The 15,204-nt window shown below is 60.0% G+C and carries 15 protein-coding genes; 8 read left to right on the top strand and 7 right to left on the bottom strand.

Annotated features, from left to right (window positions below):
- Positions 1 to 4 precede the first annotated feature (4 nt).
- Together ACTJJ6_RS03445 and ACTJJ6_RS03440 are read left to right on the top strand one after the other, a co-directional pair.
- Positions 5 to 937, top strand: coding sequence for a Csu type fimbrial protein (locus ACTJJ6_RS03445; RefSeq protein ID WP_079449321.1), 933 nt, complete (start codon positions 5 to 7; stop codon positions 935 to 937).
- Between the two features lie 135 nt (positions 938 to 1,072).
- Positions 1,073 to 1,312: a DUF1480 family protein gene (locus ACTJJ6_RS03440; RefSeq protein ID WP_004931517.1), complete on the top strand. Its 240-nt coding sequence runs from the start codon at positions 1,073 to 1,075 to the stop codon at positions 1,310 to 1,312.
- Between the two features lie 54 nt (positions 1,313 to 1,366).
- Here the strand turns inward: ACTJJ6_RS03440 and ACTJJ6_RS03435 are convergent, their stop codons facing one another.
- Both ACTJJ6_RS03435 and ACTJJ6_RS03430 read right to left on the bottom strand, forming a co-directional pair.
- Positions 1,367 to 1,966 (bottom strand): papain-like cysteine protease family protein, encoded by a 600-nt coding sequence (locus ACTJJ6_RS03435; protein WP_049300218.1) that lies wholly within the window; start codon positions 1,964 to 1,966, stop codon positions 1,367 to 1,369.
- Positions 1,967 to 1,970: 4 nt separating this feature from the next.
- Positions 1,971 to 2,363, bottom strand: a complete 393-nt coding sequence (locus ACTJJ6_RS03430) for an ASCH domain-containing protein (RefSeq protein WP_004931522.1) — start codon at positions 2,361 to 2,363, stop codon at positions 1,971 to 1,973.
- A 339-nt stretch (positions 2,364 to 2,702) separates the two neighbouring features.
- On the opposite strand from ACTJJ6_RS03430, the gene yniD reads away from it, so the two are divergent.
- Positions 2,703 to 2,795: a small membrane protein YniD gene (gene yniD / locus ACTJJ6_RS03425; RefSeq protein WP_016928013.1), complete on the top strand. Its 93-nt coding sequence runs from the start codon at positions 2,703 to 2,705 to the stop codon at positions 2,793 to 2,795.
- 36 nt (positions 2,796 to 2,831) lie between these two features.
- On the opposite strand, the gene ACTJJ6_RS03420 is transcribed toward yniD, so the two are convergent.
- Positions 2,832 to 2,984, bottom strand: a complete 153-nt coding sequence (locus ACTJJ6_RS03420; RefSeq protein ID WP_162835083.1) for a hypothetical protein — start codon at positions 2,982 to 2,984, stop codon at positions 2,832 to 2,834.
- Between the two features lie 159 nt (positions 2,985 to 3,143).
- Here ACTJJ6_RS03420 and ACTJJ6_RS03415 point away from each other — a divergent pair, with 159 nt between their 5' ends.
- Entirely contained in the window at positions 3,144 to 3,353 is a 210-nt protein-coding gene (locus ACTJJ6_RS03415; protein WP_016928015.1) for a hypothetical protein, read from the top strand.
- A gap of 147 nt (positions 3,354 to 3,500) precedes the next feature.
- Here ACTJJ6_RS03415 and ACTJJ6_RS03410 read toward each other — a convergent pair whose 3' ends face one another.
- Together ACTJJ6_RS03410 and ACTJJ6_RS03405 are read right to left on the bottom strand one after the other, a co-directional pair.
- Positions 3,501 to 4,919, bottom strand: coding sequence for a serralysin family metalloprotease (locus tag ACTJJ6_RS03410; protein WP_016928016.1), 1,419 nt, complete (start codon positions 4,917 to 4,919; stop codon positions 3,501 to 3,503).
- A 333-nt stretch (positions 4,920 to 5,252) separates the two neighbouring features.
- On the bottom strand, positions 5,253 to 6,596 hold the full coding sequence (locus ACTJJ6_RS03405; RefSeq protein WP_049300216.1) for a 2-hydroxycarboxylate transporter family protein: 1,344 nt from the start codon (positions 6,594 to 6,596) through the stop codon (positions 5,253 to 5,255).
- A gap of 432 nt (positions 6,597 to 7,028) precedes the next feature.
- Here ACTJJ6_RS03405 and pckA point away from each other — a divergent pair, with 432 nt between their 5' ends.
- Positions 7,029 to 8,648, top strand: coding sequence for a phosphoenolpyruvate carboxykinase (ATP) (pckA, locus tag ACTJJ6_RS03400; RefSeq protein WP_015377656.1), 1,620 nt, complete (start codon positions 7,029 to 7,031; stop codon positions 8,646 to 8,648).
- Positions 8,649 to 8,703: 55 nt separating this feature from the next.
- On the opposite strand, the gene ACTJJ6_RS03395 is transcribed toward pckA, so the two are convergent.
- Complete coding sequence (locus ACTJJ6_RS03395; RefSeq protein ID WP_143778905.1) at positions 8,704 to 9,726, bottom strand: alcohol dehydrogenase catalytic domain-containing protein; 1,023 nt, start codon at positions 9,724 to 9,726, stop codon at positions 8,704 to 8,706.
- 167 nt (positions 9,727 to 9,893) lie between these two features.
- A complete protein-coding gene (locus tag ACTJJ6_RS03390) occupies positions 9,894 to 10,805 on the bottom strand; it encodes a LysR family transcriptional regulator (protein WP_004941330.1) in 912 nt (303 codons plus the stop codon).
- 221 nt (positions 10,806 to 11,026) lie between these two features.
- On the opposite strand from ACTJJ6_RS03390, the gene ACTJJ6_RS03385 reads away from it, so the two are divergent.
- The 3 genes from ACTJJ6_RS03385 to ACTJJ6_RS03375 all read left to right on the top strand — a co-directional run bounded on the left by ACTJJ6_RS03385 (position 11,027) and on the right by ACTJJ6_RS03375 (position 15,198).
- The gene (locus ACTJJ6_RS03385) at positions 11,027 to 12,331 is read left to right on the top strand and encodes an MFS transporter (protein ID WP_079449325.1); all 1,305 of its coding nucleotides are present in this window, start codon (positions 11,027 to 11,029) and stop codon (positions 12,329 to 12,331) included.
- 168 nt (positions 12,332 to 12,499) lie between these two features.
- The gene (locus ACTJJ6_RS03380; RefSeq protein WP_033640564.1) at positions 12,500 to 13,759 is read left to right on the top strand and encodes an MFS transporter; all 1,260 of its coding nucleotides are present in this window, start codon (positions 12,500 to 12,502) and stop codon (positions 13,757 to 13,759) included.
- Positions 13,756 to 15,198, top strand: a complete 1,443-nt coding sequence (locus ACTJJ6_RS03375) for a glycoside hydrolase family 32 protein (RefSeq protein ID WP_440802096.1) — start codon at positions 13,756 to 13,758, stop codon at positions 15,196 to 15,198. Before ACTJJ6_RS03380 ends, ACTJJ6_RS03375 begins: the two co-directional genes overlap by 4 nt.
- Positions 15,199 to 15,204 lie beyond the last annotated feature (6 nt).

Raw genomic sequence — 15,204 nt, 5'->3', positions numbered from 1 at the left:
CACTATGTTTCGGGGATTGAAAGCCTTATTGTTGACCCTTTCGCTGCTGCTCTGTCAGCGCGCATTCGCCGACTGCGCCACCACCAACGGCACCGTCACCTTACCGGGGAGCAGCTCTTTCGTGGTCTACAATGGGCAGATCAACGCCCAAGGCACCGCCGGCCTCAACTGCACCGGCCTCGGCCTCAATTTGCTCACGCAAAACACCGTCACGGTCAAGATCGCCTCCACCACCAACAATATGGCGGTTGCCAACACCGACGGCTCCGGCGATAAAATCGCTTACCTGATCTACCCCGACGCCAACTACCAATATCCATACAGCATCGGCCAAACCATCGACTACAGCTCGCTGAACCTGCTGTCGCTGATCCTGATTTCCTCCAACGTCAACTTTCCGCTGTATATCAAAACCACCGCCGGCGCCAACGTGCGCGCAGGAACCTATACCGACAGCATCAACCTGATCTGGAATTACCATATTTGCGGTCTGGGCGTGCTCGGCCTGTGCGTTTGGTGGGATGGCGTCGACAAACCCAGCACGGTCAGCGTCAGCGTCACCATCACCAAAGATTGCCTGATCGGCACCGCACCCAACGTCAACTTCGGCAGCATGGCGTTGGTCGGACAGTTCAATCCCGTCAATCAGAGCATTACCCTGACCTGCACCAAAACCGAGGGATACAACACCTATTTCACCAACGGCAATAACCCGGTCACCGGTTGGCGGCGCATGAAAAGCGGCACCAGCAATTTCATGCAGTATCAGATTTACTTGCCTAATACGACGACCGTTTGGGATAGCACCAACAAACAGAGCGGCGCCGGCACCGGCCTGGCGCAAAGCATCCCGTATAAGGCGGCGGTCAATGCGGCGCAGACGGAAGTGGCGGTCGGCAGCTATCAGGACAACCTCAGTTTTGTGGTGGAGTACTAGGCGTTGTGTTTTGCCGGCGTGGAAATTGTTTCCAAAATGTAATTTTTATGTGGCATTTTTTGCTCATTTGGCTATGCTCTTACCGATGACCATACTGGTCTAACCTCCTACCACACCATTGAGCAAGGAGTTCCCATGAGCAAAACCGTCGTAAAAATTGGCAGCTTCGAGGTCGATGACGCGCATCTTCACGCCGGCGCCGACCGCGCCGGCACCCTGAGCATTCCCTGCAAGTCCGATCCGGATCTGTGCATGCAGCTGGACGGCTGGGATGAACACACCAGCATCCCGGCGATCCTCGACGGCAAACAGTCGCTGCTGTACAAGCAACACTACGATCGGCAGGCGGACGCCTGGGTGATGCGGCTGGCATGAAAATGCCTCAGAACTGCTGACGACGCGCTGTTTTCATCGGAAACAGCGCGTTTTTTATGCGATGGCGATGCCGCGGCCGGCAAAGAAAGGGGCGAAGCGGTTGAGTGACAGCTGTACGTGCTCACGCGTCGCCGGGCTGTCGCCCGAAGGATTATGGAAGGTCACGCTTTGCGCATCGGCGGCGGTGATCAGCACCAGATGCCCGCCCCTGTGCGGCGGTGCGCTCTCCGGCCGGCGAATGGCGGGATGCACCGAGGCGATAAAGTAACGGCATTCGCTAAGCAGCGCCGGCACGTCGGCAGCCGCCAGCCCCACCTTCACCTCCGCTTGCAGCGCGAACTGCTCGCGCACGTACTCGACGAACGGCGCGTAAATCAGGCCCTTGATCCGCTCACCCTCACGCACATAGGCGCCATAGGGCAGGCTGCGCCGCGCCAGCTCCAGCAGCGGCGGCGCTGCGCCGTCGCGATGGCCCAGCACCATTTTCAGGCAGGCCATGCCACACACGTGGTTGGCCCACTCGATGTACTCGGCCCGATCGCGGGCGCCGCTGCGCGCCCAATTTTCGTCTTGCGCCAGCGTCGCCCGGCCGGCTATCAGATCGGCGGCCAACGCCGGGCTCGCCCACTGGCACTCGTAGGGAACGGCGCGCATAAGATTAGAATTTGTCGACGACTTTGAAATTCATCAGCACCAGCGTCATGTCCGGCGAGAACAGATCGTACTCTTCGAAGAAGCGCTGCAGCTCTTTGCGCCAATGCGCCAGCGAGCGATCGCCCTCGCCTTCGGCAAAGGCGTGCGCTTCATCGACCTGATCGTAAGTTTTCATTTCCACCGCGGTCAGCTCGACCGCGCAGACCGGCTCCCCCTTGCCATCCACCACCAGGAACAGATCGCCGGCCTGCGGGATCCCTTCGCCGTCCAGGTTGGAACAGGTGGCCGTTTTGGTGCCATTGAGGATCAATTGCACCACTTCATCGGCCTGCTGCTCGGTATCGCCGAATGCCCAACGCTCAAGGTGTTCGTATTTCTGTGGAATTGCCGTCGCCATGATTATACCTTTTGGAAAAATGCCTCAATGCAGACAGGATAGTACAACGTATTGCCGGCCGTCTGCACCCGTCGCAGGCGCGACTGCGCATTCCGCCACCGCCGTCTTTACGCGTTTTTACCGTTCTTCGCTGTGCCTGTCGCGCTGCGGGGCGCATACTGTGAACATTATTCACCCAATGGCGTCCGCCAGGCGGTAACATGCGGCAAAATGACATCGATGCTGACGATACGTTCAGCGACTTACTCAACGGCGTCGCGTTAGTGACGCTTTTCCTCATCCTCCTCGCCGGCGGGTGGTATTTCAGCTAAAAAGGAAGGCGACGTGGCGACAAAACGCATGGGCAACAAGCTCAGTAAAATGGTCGTGGTGCTGCTGCTGATCTGCCTGGCGCTGCTGCTGTTGCGTTGGGCGGCGATCGCCTTCGGTTAATCCCGCGAAACGACGCCGGCAACGCCGGCGCCCTGTTCACCGCCGCCGTGGCGCAGTCGGCTCCAGCAACTCCCGCAAATAGGCCAAACGCGCCTCCTCCTGAAGCAACCAGCGGCGACACAGCCAATGCTGCGTTTCACCCGTGCGGCTCAGGCGGTAGTACTCCGCCAAGGTTTCGACCCAGTTCATGATGTTTTCTCCTGCTTTTCGACAACGCAAGTATTGAGCGTAAAAACCAGAAGAAATACTGATGGCTTGTTTTTTATGCTTCCTGTTTTAGGCGGCGGGTAGCGAAGCCGCAGCTCAGCTGCTACATTGGGCAAAAATCAACCCACCGAGGTGTAGGCCATGACGTTCTCGGAACAGGAGATTAAACCCGTATGGGATGAGGTCGCACGCCTGATCGGCGATGGCGTGATGCAACTGCGTCATCGCGGCGAAGCGCTGTCGGTGGAAACGCTGGAAAAACATCTGACGCGGCAGTTGGCCGAGAGCAACGACATCGAACGGCGTATCCTGCTCGGCGCCGCCATCAACATGCTGAAAGGCGGAAAATGAATCGCCAACCGAAGAAGGTTGGCGATCCGACAGAAGCCCGAGGTATGCAAGCCCGGCCTTCTGCGCGCTACTATGTCACGCTAATATGACGTAATTAATAGGAATTGTCGGGTTTTTGCCCAAAATGCCCTATTTTTGTTGCCTGCATCAGGCCAGCACGAAATCCCCCGCATCCAGCGGCTGTCCCACCACTTTCACCAGGAAATCACTGCCGTCAAAGCCGCCGCCCAGGTTGATCGCCACGTCACTGACGTGATTTTGCGCATCGTAGCTCAGCGTCGCCTCGCCCGCCTTGCCGCTGAACTGATCGACGAAGCGGATGCCGTCGGCGCTGCCGGTGTTGAACAGCGTCAGATCGATCTTGTCCTCGCCGCGCACGAAGTCGCGGATCCAATCCGGCGCCGCCGCCGTCGACTCATCCGCCGCAAAGTAGACGAAGGTGTCCTTGCCGGCGCCGCCCCACAGCTGATCCGCCCCTTTGCCGCCGTACAGCACGTCATCGCCCGCGCCGCCCTTGAGCACGTTATCGGCGGCGTTCCCTACCAGCACATCGTTACCCGACCCGCCGATGGCGTTTTCAATCGTTACGCCTGCGGCGATAGACACGTTGCCTTTCAGGCCGCCGACGTCCGAGAACGCCTTTTCATTCAGATTGATGCGCTGATTCTGGCCGAAGCCGGAGAAGTCGAAGGTGTCGTTGCCGCCGGCGTCCCAGGCGGTGAAGATTATCTTGTCCTGCGCGCCGGTGGCGGTGAGGAAGTCGCGATCGGTGTTGGAATTGAAACCGTAAACCGTGTCGCCGGTACGGGTGTTCATGTTGGCGCCGTAGAAATGCTGGATCGCCGTGATGTCGTTGAGCAACGGCCCGGAAGAGTACGCGCCTTTAAAGTCCTGCCCGGTGTTGCTTTCGCTGAAATAGCTCATCAGGCTGTGCGCGCGGCTGTCCTCAAAGTAGGTCGCGTCTTTAGCGTAGGTGATGCTGACGCCCGGCGCGGCGTTATAGTCGCCCGGATGCTGCAACCCCAACGCATGGCCGATTTCATGGGTGAAGGTCTGGCGACCGTACTCGTTCTCATGGATCTGGTTGTTGACGAAGGTAGGGTTCTTGGCGTTATACCAGGTTTGCCCGGCGACCGAAGGCGAGGAGTCCGGGTTATACGCGAAGGCATAAGAGCCGCGCGAGCTGTAGTCGAACAGGCCGAATTTGATGTTGGCGGCGGCGGTGTTGCTGGTTTCGGTGAAGGTGATGTTAGCCACGTCTGACCATGACTGCAGCGACAGTTTAGCCTGCTCGCGCTGTTCGGCGTTAAAGCTGCTGAAGCCGCTGATGCTCATGCTCGACATGTTGCCCGGCGCCTTTTCCCAGAAGCTGTAGGTCAGGGAGACCGGCGTGTCGGTCACGCCCTTGTCGTGCCAACTGCGATCGCCGCGCACCAGCTCCAGGCCGGCGTTTTCGAACGTTTTCGACGGATGAAGCACGGTAATGGTGTCGTCTTCATCGGGTTTATAAGCGCCCAGCAGGGCTAATACGCCTTCGGCCTTAACGGAAGCATTGCTTGATGACATAACCTTATCTCCATATTCGTCAATTCAATCGGGGGGATGCCCCAACTGGCGGATTGCCTGAACGGCAGCGGCCCGGTGTTGAATCAATACGGGGATATCGGTAATGCGCTGGCGCCTTCCCTCGGCACTCTGAATGAGAACGATAATCCCTTAAGAGAAAAGAATAGACACATTTTCACCGATTACAGAATTTTCTTAGATAAAGTACGGCTATGCATTTGCGCCACACGAATGATTTTCAAGGCAATAATCAGCACTATCACGATAAGCGAATAAAAACGCATAAAAAAACCGGGGCAATCCAACCCCGGTTATCCATAAGATACTCTGGACTCAGACTAACCAACCAAGCAGCAGCGTCGCGCCGATGACCGTGGAAGCGCCGCCGATGCGCGTGGCGATTTGGGCGAACGGCATCAGCCCCATGCGGTTCGACGCCGACAGGATCGCCACGTCACCGGTGCCGCCCAGGCCACTGTGACAACAGGTGACAATCGCCGCCTCCACCGGAAACATCTTCAGGTAAGGCGCAATCAAGAAACTGACCAGTCCCATCGACAGCACCACCGAGCCACAGACCACCACATAACCGACCGAGAACACCGCCACCACGCTTTCCAGCGGCACGTACAGCATGCCCAGACCGATCATCAGCGGCCACACCAGCGCGGTGGAGACGAACTTGTAGAAACTGTGCGCGCCGGTTTCCATCGAAGCCGGGATCACCCGGCAGTACTTGCACAGCACCGCGAACAGGATCATCAGCACCGGGCCGGGAATATGCACGATGTGTTCGAACAGGCCGCCGACGATAAAGAAGGCGCAGATCACCAGCAGCCCGCCGCCCATCAGTTGGAAATCGACGTTGCCGCCTTGCTCCTTGATGGCGAACATCGCGTTCTCCTGCGCCGAACGGATCAGCATGCCGTCGCCGCTCAGCGCCTTGCGCTGCATACCGATGCGCGCCAGCACCCCGGCGGTCACGATGGCGAAGATGTTACCCAGCACCGCCGCCGGCGCCAGCTGCGCGACATAGACATCCGGCGTCGAGCCCAGGATCGCCGAATAGGCCAGCGACAGCGGTAAAATCCCCTCGCCGATGCCGCCGCCGATGATCGGCACGATGATGAAGAAGAAGGTGTGATAGAAGGTAAAGCCGAACAGCTTGCCCACCAGCAGCCCGGTGATCACCGCCGTGATCGTGCCCACCACCAGCGGCACGAACATGCGAATCATCCCCTGGATCAGGATCACCCGGTTCATGCCGAGAATGCTGCCGACCACCAGACTGGCGATGACGAAATAAAGCAGGTTCGCGTCTTTCATCAGCAAATGGACGGTGCCCATGACGTTGGGCTGGAAGACATCGAAATAGACCAGCACCGACGGCACCATCAAACACAGAATGGCCGGCCCGCCGATATCGCGCAGCACGGGAATGCTTTTTCCCAACTGCGCCAGCGCAAAGCCCAGCGTCATTATCACCGCCAGGCCGCCGATCATATTCTTCGGCAGGAAGTTGGCGTAGGCGGAAATCGCTACGATCGCGCAAATCGTGATAAACAAGGCGATCGGTACCGCGCCGATATCTATTTGACGAAGTTGATTAATTAATCCTGAGGATTCGGACGATGCCGTATTTTTATCACAGGCCAGTTCTGCATTTATCTGTTTCATTATTCACCCTGCTGACAAGCGTACAGTACGGTTAGATTCACCTGGCGCAAAAAATTTGCCATAGCCAAGCAAAAACAAATGATTACGAAAAATCCTATTGTGGATTTCGCTTTTTCTAATAAGAAATAAAACAGTAGACAGCCCTGACGATATGATAAAAAATAAAAATGCAAAACTAAATTACGCCGGCGGAATTCAATATTGTGACCCTCCGCCAAGGTTGGTTTTAATTAATTATCGTCAGCATTTTGTAATTAAAGTAAGCAGGCTTAAATTCGCTGCTATGCTATAGGAGGGCGAAAAAGCCCCCTGTTTTATTAATAAAGAACCGGAAACGCATTAGCTGAATCCGGTCAGCTTGATCCGAATCTCAATCCTGCGCGCGGCACCGCACGGGAAAGAGGCATAATATGACTCATAAGGAAGTAGAATATGTCTTCACGCGCTGTTACCCCACAAACCCTCGCTCGCTACGGCATCCATCAGGCCGCCGACATCGTCTATAACCCCAGCTATGAATTGCTGTTCGCCGAAGAGACCCGCGCCGACCTGCCGCCGCTGGAGCGCGGCACCCTCACCCAACTGGGTGCGGTCAACGTCGCGACCGGTGAATTTACCGGCCGTTCGCCGAAGGACAAATACATCGTGCGCGACGACACCACGCGCGATACCGTCTGGTGGTCGGACAACGGCACCGGCAAGAACGACAACCAGCCGCTCTCGCCGGAAGTCTGGCAGCATCTGAAGACGCTGGTGGGCAATCAGCTCTCCGGCAAGCGTCTGTTCGTGGTGGACGCGTTCTGCGGCGCCAACGCCGACACGCGTCTGAAAGTGCGCTTCATCACCGAGGTGGCCTGGCAGGCGCACTTCGTGAAAAACATGTTTATCCGCCCGAGCGACGAAGAGCTGGCTGACTTCGAGCCGGACTTCGTGGTGATGAACGGCGCCAAATGCACCAACCCGGACTGGCAGCAGCAAGGGCTGCACTCGGAGAACTTCGTCGCCTTCAATCTGAGCGAGCGCATGCAGTTGATCGGCGGCACCTGGTATGGCGGCGAAATGAAGAAAGGCCTGTTCTCGATCATGAACTATCTGCTGCCGCTGCAGGGCATCGCCTCGATGCACTGCTCGGCCAACGTCGGCGAGCAAGGCGACGTGGCGGTATTCTTCGGCCTGTCCGGCACCGGCAAAACCACCCTCTCCACCGATCCTAAGCGTCAGCTGATCGGCGATGACGAGCACGGCTGGGACGACGACGGCGTGTTCAACTTCGAAGGCGGCTGCTACGCCAAAACCATCAAGCTGTCGCCGCAGGCGGAGCCGGAAATCTATCAGGCGATCCGCCGCGATGCGCTGCTGGAAAACGTCACCGTGCTGGCCGACGGCAGCATCGACTTCGACGACGCCAGCAAAACCGAGAACACCCGCGTCTCTTACCCGATTTATCACATCGAGAACATCGTCAAGCCGGTGTCCAAAGCCGGCCATGCGCGCAAGATCATCTTCCTGACCGCCGACGCCTTCGGCGTGCTGCCGCCAGTGTCGCGCCTGACGCCGGAGCAGACCCAATACCACTTCCTGTCCGGCTTCACCGCCAAGCTGGCCGGCACCGAACGCGGCATCACCGCGCCGACGCCGACCTTCTCCGCCTGCTTCGGCGCCGCGTTCCTGACGCTGCACCCGACGCAGTACGCCGAAGTGCTGGTGAAACGCATGGAGGCCGCCGGCGCCCAGGCTTACCTGGTGAACACCGGCTGGAACGGCAGCGGCAAGCGTATCTCGATCAAAGATACGCGCGGCATCATCGACGCCATCTTGAATGGCGACATTGAGCAGGCCGAGACCTTCACGCTGCCGATCTTCGGGCTGAACGTGCCGACCGCACTGCCGGGCGTCGATCCGTCGATCCTCGATCCGCGCAAAACCTACGCCGACGAATCGCTGTGGCAGGAGAAGGCGCAGGATCTGGCGCAGCGCTTTATCGACAACTTCGCCAAATATACCGTCACCCCGGCGGGCGAAAAGTTGGTGAAGGCCGGGCCGAAGCTGTAAAAAGTCGGGGCGCCGCAGCGCCCCTGCACTCAAGGGCCGATCCGTCGGCCCTTTCTCACATCGCCGACGGCACGAAAACCCCACGAAAACGCATGTTGCCGGAGGCAAGCCGCTCATAAGCTTCCCTGGCTTGATCGAGCGTGAAAGTCTCGACCATCGGTTTCACTTTGCCTTTCGCCGCCAGGTTCAGCACCTCACTCAGGTAGCGCTGCCCACCGTGGGTCGATCCGATCACCCGCTGACGCATCATATGGAACGGCACACCTTCGGAAGAGATCGCGAACGGTTTACTGAAGTCCAGCCCGCACAGCACCACGCGGCCATCGACCCGCAAGCCGCTCATCGCCTCCTGCGCGGAGTCGAAGTCATTGGTGGTCACCAGCAGAATGTCCGCGCCGCCGTTCTCCCGCAGCGCCTGGCCGGAGGCGACGATGCGATCGGCGCCCAGTTGCTTCGCCAGCGCGTGCTTGTCCGGCGAGTGGGTGATGGCAACGGTATCGAAACCGCAGGCTTTCGACAGTTGCAACGCGACGTGCCCCAGCCCGCCAATGCCTAACACCGCCACCGTCTCATGCGGCAGCGGCGCCGCGTCGCGCAGGCCGCTCCAGGTGGTATACCCCGCACACATCATCGGCGCGGCGTCGATGTAAGACAGCCCGTCCGGCAGCAACACCGTGCCTTCAGCGGCGATGGCGATATACTCGGCGTGGCCGCCCTGGGCGGCAAAACCGGTGGTGCGCGGCGCCGGGCAGTTCATCGCCGTTTGCCCGGTTAGCGGCCGATTCTCACGGCAGTACGGGCAGCGGCCGCAGGCCGATTGCACCCAGGTGGTGCCGACGCGATCGCCAATCTGCCGCGTATGCACGCCGGCCCCTACCTCAACCACTTCCCCCACCACTTCATGGCCGGGCGTTTGCGGGTAGATATCGCCGCCATATCCTTGCGTCGCCCATACGTCGGTATAACACATGCCCGAGGCGTGCACTTTGACCAGAACCTGGCCCGGCTCGGTGCGGGGCATCGGCACCTGTCTGATTTCCCAGGGCCGGTTGGCGCCGGTCATAACTACCGCTTTCATCTTCTTATCCATCATCAACTCCTCGCAGCAGGGTGGCGCCCGGCGGTTGCCCGGCGTCTCCTCATGAGCGTAAGGCAGGCTCCACGCCGCAACAATGCAGGCGAACCTCACTGTGGAGATGAAGGCGGCTCACTAATTGGCGTAGCCAAAAGCAGAACGCGAACGCATCAGGACTGCGCCGCGCGCAGATACTCGATCAACGCCTTCAGCGCGCCCGACACGTGGCGATGGCCGGAGTAATAGAGGCACAGCCCCGGATAAGCCGGACACCACGCGTCCAGCGCGCGCTCCAGGCGCCCGTCGTGCAGCGCTTCCAGCGCCAAATGTTCAGGAACGAAAGCGATGCCGATACCGTCGATGGCGGCGTCCACCATCAGAGGCTGATCGGTCAGCGTCAGCGAGCCGGTAACGCCGATCGACTCGCTCACGCCATCACGTTCGAATTCCCAGCGGTAAATCGTGCCGCTGTCGAAGCGAAAGCGGATGCAGTTATGACGCAGCAAATCCTGCGGCGTCGCCGGGCGCCCATGGACGGCGAAATAGCCGGGCGCGGCGATGGCGGCGAAACGCACGGGCGGGCTGACGCGCATCGCGATCATGTCCTGCGGTACGGCTTCCGCCAGCCGAATGCCGGCATCAAACCCCTCGGCGACGATATCGCTCAGCTTGCCGTCGCAGACGATATCCAGGTGGATATGGGGGTACTCGCGCAGAAAATCAGCCAGCAACGGACGCAATACCAGCCTGACTGCCCCTTCGCTGGCGTTGATGCGCACGGTGCCGCTCGGCGTGGCGCGCCATTCATCCACTTCATGCAGCGCCTGCGAAATAGACGACAGCGCCGGGCGCAGCTGCGCCGCCAAACGCTCACCCGCTTCGGTCGGCGCCACGCTGCGCGTGGTGCGGTTGAACAACCTCACCCCAAGCCGCTGTTCCAGGTTTTTTATCGAGTGGCTGACCGCCGACGGCGTCACCTCCAGCTCCACCGCCGCCGCGTGAAAGCTGCGATGGGTGGCGACGGCCAGAAAAACGGTCAAGGCGAACAGATCGCCCTGTTTGAACGGGTAAGCAGCATTCATGGGGGCATCGCAAAATAGTGACATAAATTGAACAATTAACATGCCACAGATGAATGCGGCTCACAATACGGCGCAATCCGCGTTTTCGCCGATGTGTGCCCCGGATGGTGGCGCATCGACGGCATGCGCTGAGCGCTTCACAGTTCCCGCTGAAATCAATTGATTGTTTTGTCGTATAAATTTAGAACTGACGAACAATAATTCAAAATATGGGAACGGGGATGAATCAACAGACTCTCGACGCGCGCCGCTCGCGTCAGGCGTTGCTGGCCGGCTCGGTCGGCAACTTTATCGAATGGTATGAGTTCGGCGTATACGGGTTCCTGGCCACCGTTATCGCCGCCAATTTTTTCACGCTGCAGGGTGAAAATGAAATCACCAGTCTGATCCTCACCTACGCCGCTTTCGCGCTGGCGTTTTTCTGTCGGCCGATCGGCGCGGTGATCTTCGGCCGCATCGGCGATCGCATCGGCCGTCGCCCGACGCTGATTGCGGTTCTGCTGTTGATGACGCTGGCCACCGCGCTGATCGGCGTCATGCCGACCTATGCCTCGATCGGCGTCGCCGCCCCGCTGCTGCTGACGCTGCTGCGCATGTTTCAGGGGCTGTTCGCCGGCGGCGAATTCGGCGGCGCCGTGTCGCTGATGACCGAGTTCGCCCCGAAGGGCAAGCGCGGGCTGTTCGGCGCCTGGCAGTCGCTGACCGTCGCGCTCGGCCTGTTGGCCGGCGCCGGATTGGTGGCGCTGTTGGCCGCGCTGCTCAGCGCGCAGCAGCTGCATGACTGGGGCTGGCGCATTCCGTTCCTGCTGGCGCTGCCGATGGGCGCCGTGGCGCTGTGGCTGCGGCTCAAGCTCGAAGAGACGCCCACGTTTACCCAGGCGCAACAGGCCGCGGAACACAGCGCCCCACCGCCGGAAGCGAGCTTGGGCGGCGTAGCGAAAACCATACTGATCGGCATCGGCCGCATGATGGGCTGGTCGGCCGCCGGCTATACCTTTCTGGTGGTGATGCCTTCCTATTTGCAAACCTCGCTGCACGCCACCTTCCAGCAGGCGCTGGTGGCGACGGTGCTGGCCAACGTCGGCTTCGCCCTGACCATTCTGCCGGCGGGCATCATCAGCGACAAACTGGGACGTAAAACGGTGATGCTGACGGCGGTGGCGGCGGTGATCCTGTTCACCTTTCCCTTACTGCACCTGCTGCAGGATGCGCAGAGTTCACTGTGGGCCAAAGGGCTGGCGGTGATGGTCGCCGGCGCCGTGGTCGGCCTGCTGGCCGGTCCCGGCCCGGCGATGCTGGCTGAGATGTTCCCGACCCGGGTGCGCTATACCGGTTTGGGGCTGGCTTACTCGCTATCCAATGCGGTGTTTTCCGGCTCGGCCGGGCTGATTATCACCGGCCTCATCAAACAGACCGGCAATATCGACATTCCCGCCTACTACGTGGTCGCCACCTCGGTGGTGAGCCTGTTTGCGCTGATGACGCTGCGCCGCGACGATCATCTGCGCTCGCTGAACGAACGTTAATCCTGCGGGGGCGCATCGCCCCCTTGCCAACTCGTGACCTCGATCACAAGGCAAAAATGTTAACGTTAACTTTTGTGATTAACATCTCATGCGTGATATCTGGCCGCTTCATCCCTTCGCGAGTTAACGTTAACAATAGAGCTAACTTCACTCACCGGGGCCCTACCCATGAACCGCGAAACGAAAAAATATTACGTGCTGCTCAGCGGCCTGCTGTTCTTCTTTTTCTTCACCTGGTCTTCCAGCTTTTCGTTGATCTCGCTGTGGCTGAATCAAAAGATCGGCCTGAAAGGCGCCGAGACCGGCCTGATCTTCTCCGCTATCTCGCTGGTGGCGCTGTGCGCACAGCCGCTGTACGGGTTTATTCAGGATAAACTTGGGCTGCGCAAACACCTGCTGCAGTTTCTCGGCGTGATGCTGCTGCTGACCGGCCCGTTCTTTATCTACGTTTACGCCCCGCTGCTGGCGAGCAGCCTGCCGCTCGGCGCTTTGGTCGGCGGGGTGTTCATCGGCGCGACCTTCTTCGCCGGTATCGGCGCGTTGGAATCTTATACCGAGCGAGTCAGCCGCATCAGCGGTTTCGAATTCGGCCGCGCCCGCATGTGGGGCTCGCTTGGCTGGGCCAGCGCCACCTTTGTGGCCGGTTTTATCTTCAATATCAATCCGAACATCAATTTCTGGCTGGCCTCCGCCGCCGCCGTGGTGTTCCTGGTGCTGCTTAGCCAGGTACGCGAGCTGAAGCCGAATGCCATGGCCGGCCTGGCGTTCGGCAAACCGGAAAACCTGCGGCTGCAGGACGCGCTGGCGCTGCTGCGCATGCCCGGCTTCTGGGCGCTGGTGGTGTTTGTGCTGGGGATCAGCGTATACAACGTTTTCGATCAGCAATTTTCGGTCTACTTCGCTTCACAGTTCGCTTCTCGCGCACAGGGCAACGAGATGTACGGTTTTCTCAACTCGCTGCAGGTCTTCCTCGAGGCAGGCGGCATGTTCCTGGCCCCGCTACTGGTGAACCGCATCGGCGCCAAACAGGGACTGTTGCTAGCCGGTGGCGTAATGGCGCTGCGCATGTTCGGCTCCGGCTTGGTCAGCGGCGCCTTGATGATCTCCGCCATGAAACTGCTGCACGCCGTAGAGTTGCCAATCCTGCTGATCGCTATTTTCAAATACATCGCGAGCCGCTTTGACAGCCGGCTCTCCTCCACGCTGTACCTGGTCGGTTTCCAGTTCATCACCCAGGTGATGGCCAGCTTCCTGTCACCGCTGGCGGGCTACGGTTATGACCGCATCGGCTTTGCCGACACCTATCTGCTGATGGGCTGCGCGGTCGCCGCCACCACGCTTGTCTCCTGTTTCCTGCTGCGCGGCGAACGCTCCGCCACGGCAACGCCCTTTCCATCCGCCATTAAATCAAGTGAGTCTGTCCAATGAATACTGCCTTAGCTCAAGCCGACCATGCGGTCGAAGCCCTGCGCGCAGAACGCCGAGACGATTATTATCCGCAGTTCCATCTCGCGCCGCCCGCCGGCTGGATCAACGATCCCAACGGCCTGATCTGTATTGACGGCGTCTATCATGCCTTCTTCCAGCATCACCCCTATAGCGAGCACTGGGGCCCCATGCACTGGGGGCACGCGACCAGCCGCGACCTGATACGCTGGCAGCATCAGCCCATCGCCCTGGCGCCCGATGCGCCCTATGACCAAGACGGTTGCTTTTCCGGCTGCGCCGTGGATGACAACGGCGTGCTGACGCTGATTTACACCGGCCACGTGTGGCTGGGAGAACCCGGTGACGACAGTCAGGTGCGGGAAGTGCAATGTCTGGCCACCAGCGAAGACGGCATACGCTTCGTCAAGCACGGGCTGGTGCTGGCCCCGCCGGACGGCATTCAGCATTTTCGCGATCCGAAAGTCTGGCGCGAGAACGGCGAATGGTGGCTGGTGGTCGGCGCCAAAGAAAACGGCCTGGGCCAGGTGCGCCTGTACCGTTCTGCCGACCTGCGCGCCTGGCGCTTCGATCGGGTGCTGGCCGGCGCGCAAACGGCGCATCAAGGGTATATGTGGGAATGCCCGGATTTCTTCCCGCTGGGGGAACAACACCTGCTGCTGTTCTCGCCGCAAGGACTTGCGGCGCAGGGCTACCGCTACCGCAATCGCTTCCAGAGCGGCTATCTGCTTGGCCACTGGCGGCCTGATAGCGACTTTACGGTGACCCAGCCTTTCTGTGAGCTGGATGCCGGCCACGATTTCTATGCGCCGCAGACCTTCACCGCCGCCGACGGCCGTCGGCTGCTGTTTGCCTGGATGGATATGTGGGAATCACCGATGCCCAGCAAAGCGCACCGCTGGGCCGGCGCCCTCACCCTGCCGCGCGAGCTGACGCTGGCCGCCGACGGCAGCGTCCGCATGAACCCGGCGCGTGAACTGGCGGCGCTGCGTCGAGAGTCACACACGTTGTCGGCGCAGACGCTGACCAATCAGCAACTGCCGCTGGCGAACGATATGCAGGAGCTCATCCTGACGTTGAGACCGACCGACAGCGACGCCGAGCGTTACGGGCTGGCCATTGGGAGTGCGGCGCGGCTGTACGTCGACAATCAGTCACACCGACTGGTGCTGGAGCGTTTTAATGAACATCCGGCGCTGTGCGCCTGCCGCAGTGTGCCGCTGCCGGAAGGTGACACCGTGTCGCTGCGGATCTTTATTGACCGCTCCTCGCTGGAAATCTTCGTTAATCAGGGAGAGGCCTGCCTGACCAGCCGCTTCTATCCGACGGCGGGCGATCGCCGTCTCAGCCTGTTCGCCGAAGGCGGCCGGGCGCAGTTCGAGTCAATCGAGGGATGGCAGTTGGCGAGCATCTGGGGGTAATGGGAA

The organism is Serratia sp. 22278 (genome assembly GCF_052045405.1).
Classification (GTDB): Bacteria; Pseudomonadota; Gammaproteobacteria; order Enterobacterales; family Enterobacteriaceae; genus Serratia; species Serratia marcescens.
The sequence above is the reverse complement of the archived record's forward strand: the minus strand, read 5'-3'. Positions and strand labels throughout refer to the sequence as shown.

Bases quoted from the DNA above. Each gene is read 5' to 3' on its own strand.
- ACTJJ6_RS03445 (WP_079449321.1), top strand. From the start codon at position 5: ATGTTTCGGGGATTGAAAGCCTTATTGTTGACCCTTTCGCTGCTGCTC.
- ACTJJ6_RS03440 (WP_004931517.1), top strand. From the start codon at position 1,073: ATGAGCAAAACCGTCGTAAAAATTGGCAGCTTCGAGGTCGATGACGCG.
- ACTJJ6_RS03435 (WP_049300218.1), bottom strand. From the start codon at position 1,966: ATGCGCGCCGTTCCCTACGAGTGCCAGTGGGCGAGCCCGGCGTTGGCC.
- ACTJJ6_RS03430 (WP_004931522.1), bottom strand. From the start codon at position 2,363: ATGGCGACGGCAATTCCACAGAAATACGAACACCTTGAGCGTTGGGCA.
- yniD (WP_016928013.1), top strand. From the start codon at position 2,703: ATGGGCAACAAGCTCAGTAAAATGGTCGTGGTGCTGCTGCTGATCTGC.
- ACTJJ6_RS03420 (WP_162835083.1), bottom strand. From the start codon at position 2,984: ATGAACTGGGTCGAAACCTTGGCGGAGTACTACCGCCTGAGCCGCACG.
- ACTJJ6_RS03415 (WP_016928015.1), top strand. From the start codon at position 3,144: ATGACGTTCTCGGAACAGGAGATTAAACCCGTATGGGATGAGGTCGCA.
- ACTJJ6_RS03410 (WP_016928016.1), bottom strand. From the start codon at position 4,919: ATGTCATCAAGCAATGCTTCCGTTAAGGCCGAAGGCGTATTAGCCCTG.
- ACTJJ6_RS03405 (WP_049300216.1), bottom strand. From the start codon at position 6,596: ATGAAACAGATAAATGCAGAACTGGCCTGTGATAAAAATACGGCATCG.
- pckA (WP_015377656.1), top strand. From the start codon at position 7,029: ATGTCTTCACGCGCTGTTACCCCACAAACCCTCGCTCGCTACGGCATC.
- ACTJJ6_RS03395 (WP_143778905.1), bottom strand. From the start codon at position 9,726: ATGAAAGCGGTAGTTATGACCGGCGCCAACCGGCCCTGGGAAATCAGA.
- ACTJJ6_RS03390 (WP_004941330.1), bottom strand. From the start codon at position 10,805: ATGAATGCTGCTTACCCGTTCAAACAGGGCGATCTGTTCGCCTTGACC.
- ACTJJ6_RS03385 (WP_079449325.1), top strand. From the start codon at position 11,027: ATGAATCAACAGACTCTCGACGCGCGCCGCTCGCGTCAGGCGTTGCTG.
- ACTJJ6_RS03380 (WP_033640564.1), top strand. From the start codon at position 12,500: ATGAACCGCGAAACGAAAAAATATTACGTGCTGCTCAGCGGCCTGCTG.
- ACTJJ6_RS03375 (WP_440802096.1), top strand. From the start codon at position 13,756: ATGAATACTGCCTTAGCTCAAGCCGACCATGCGGTCGAAGCCCTGCGC.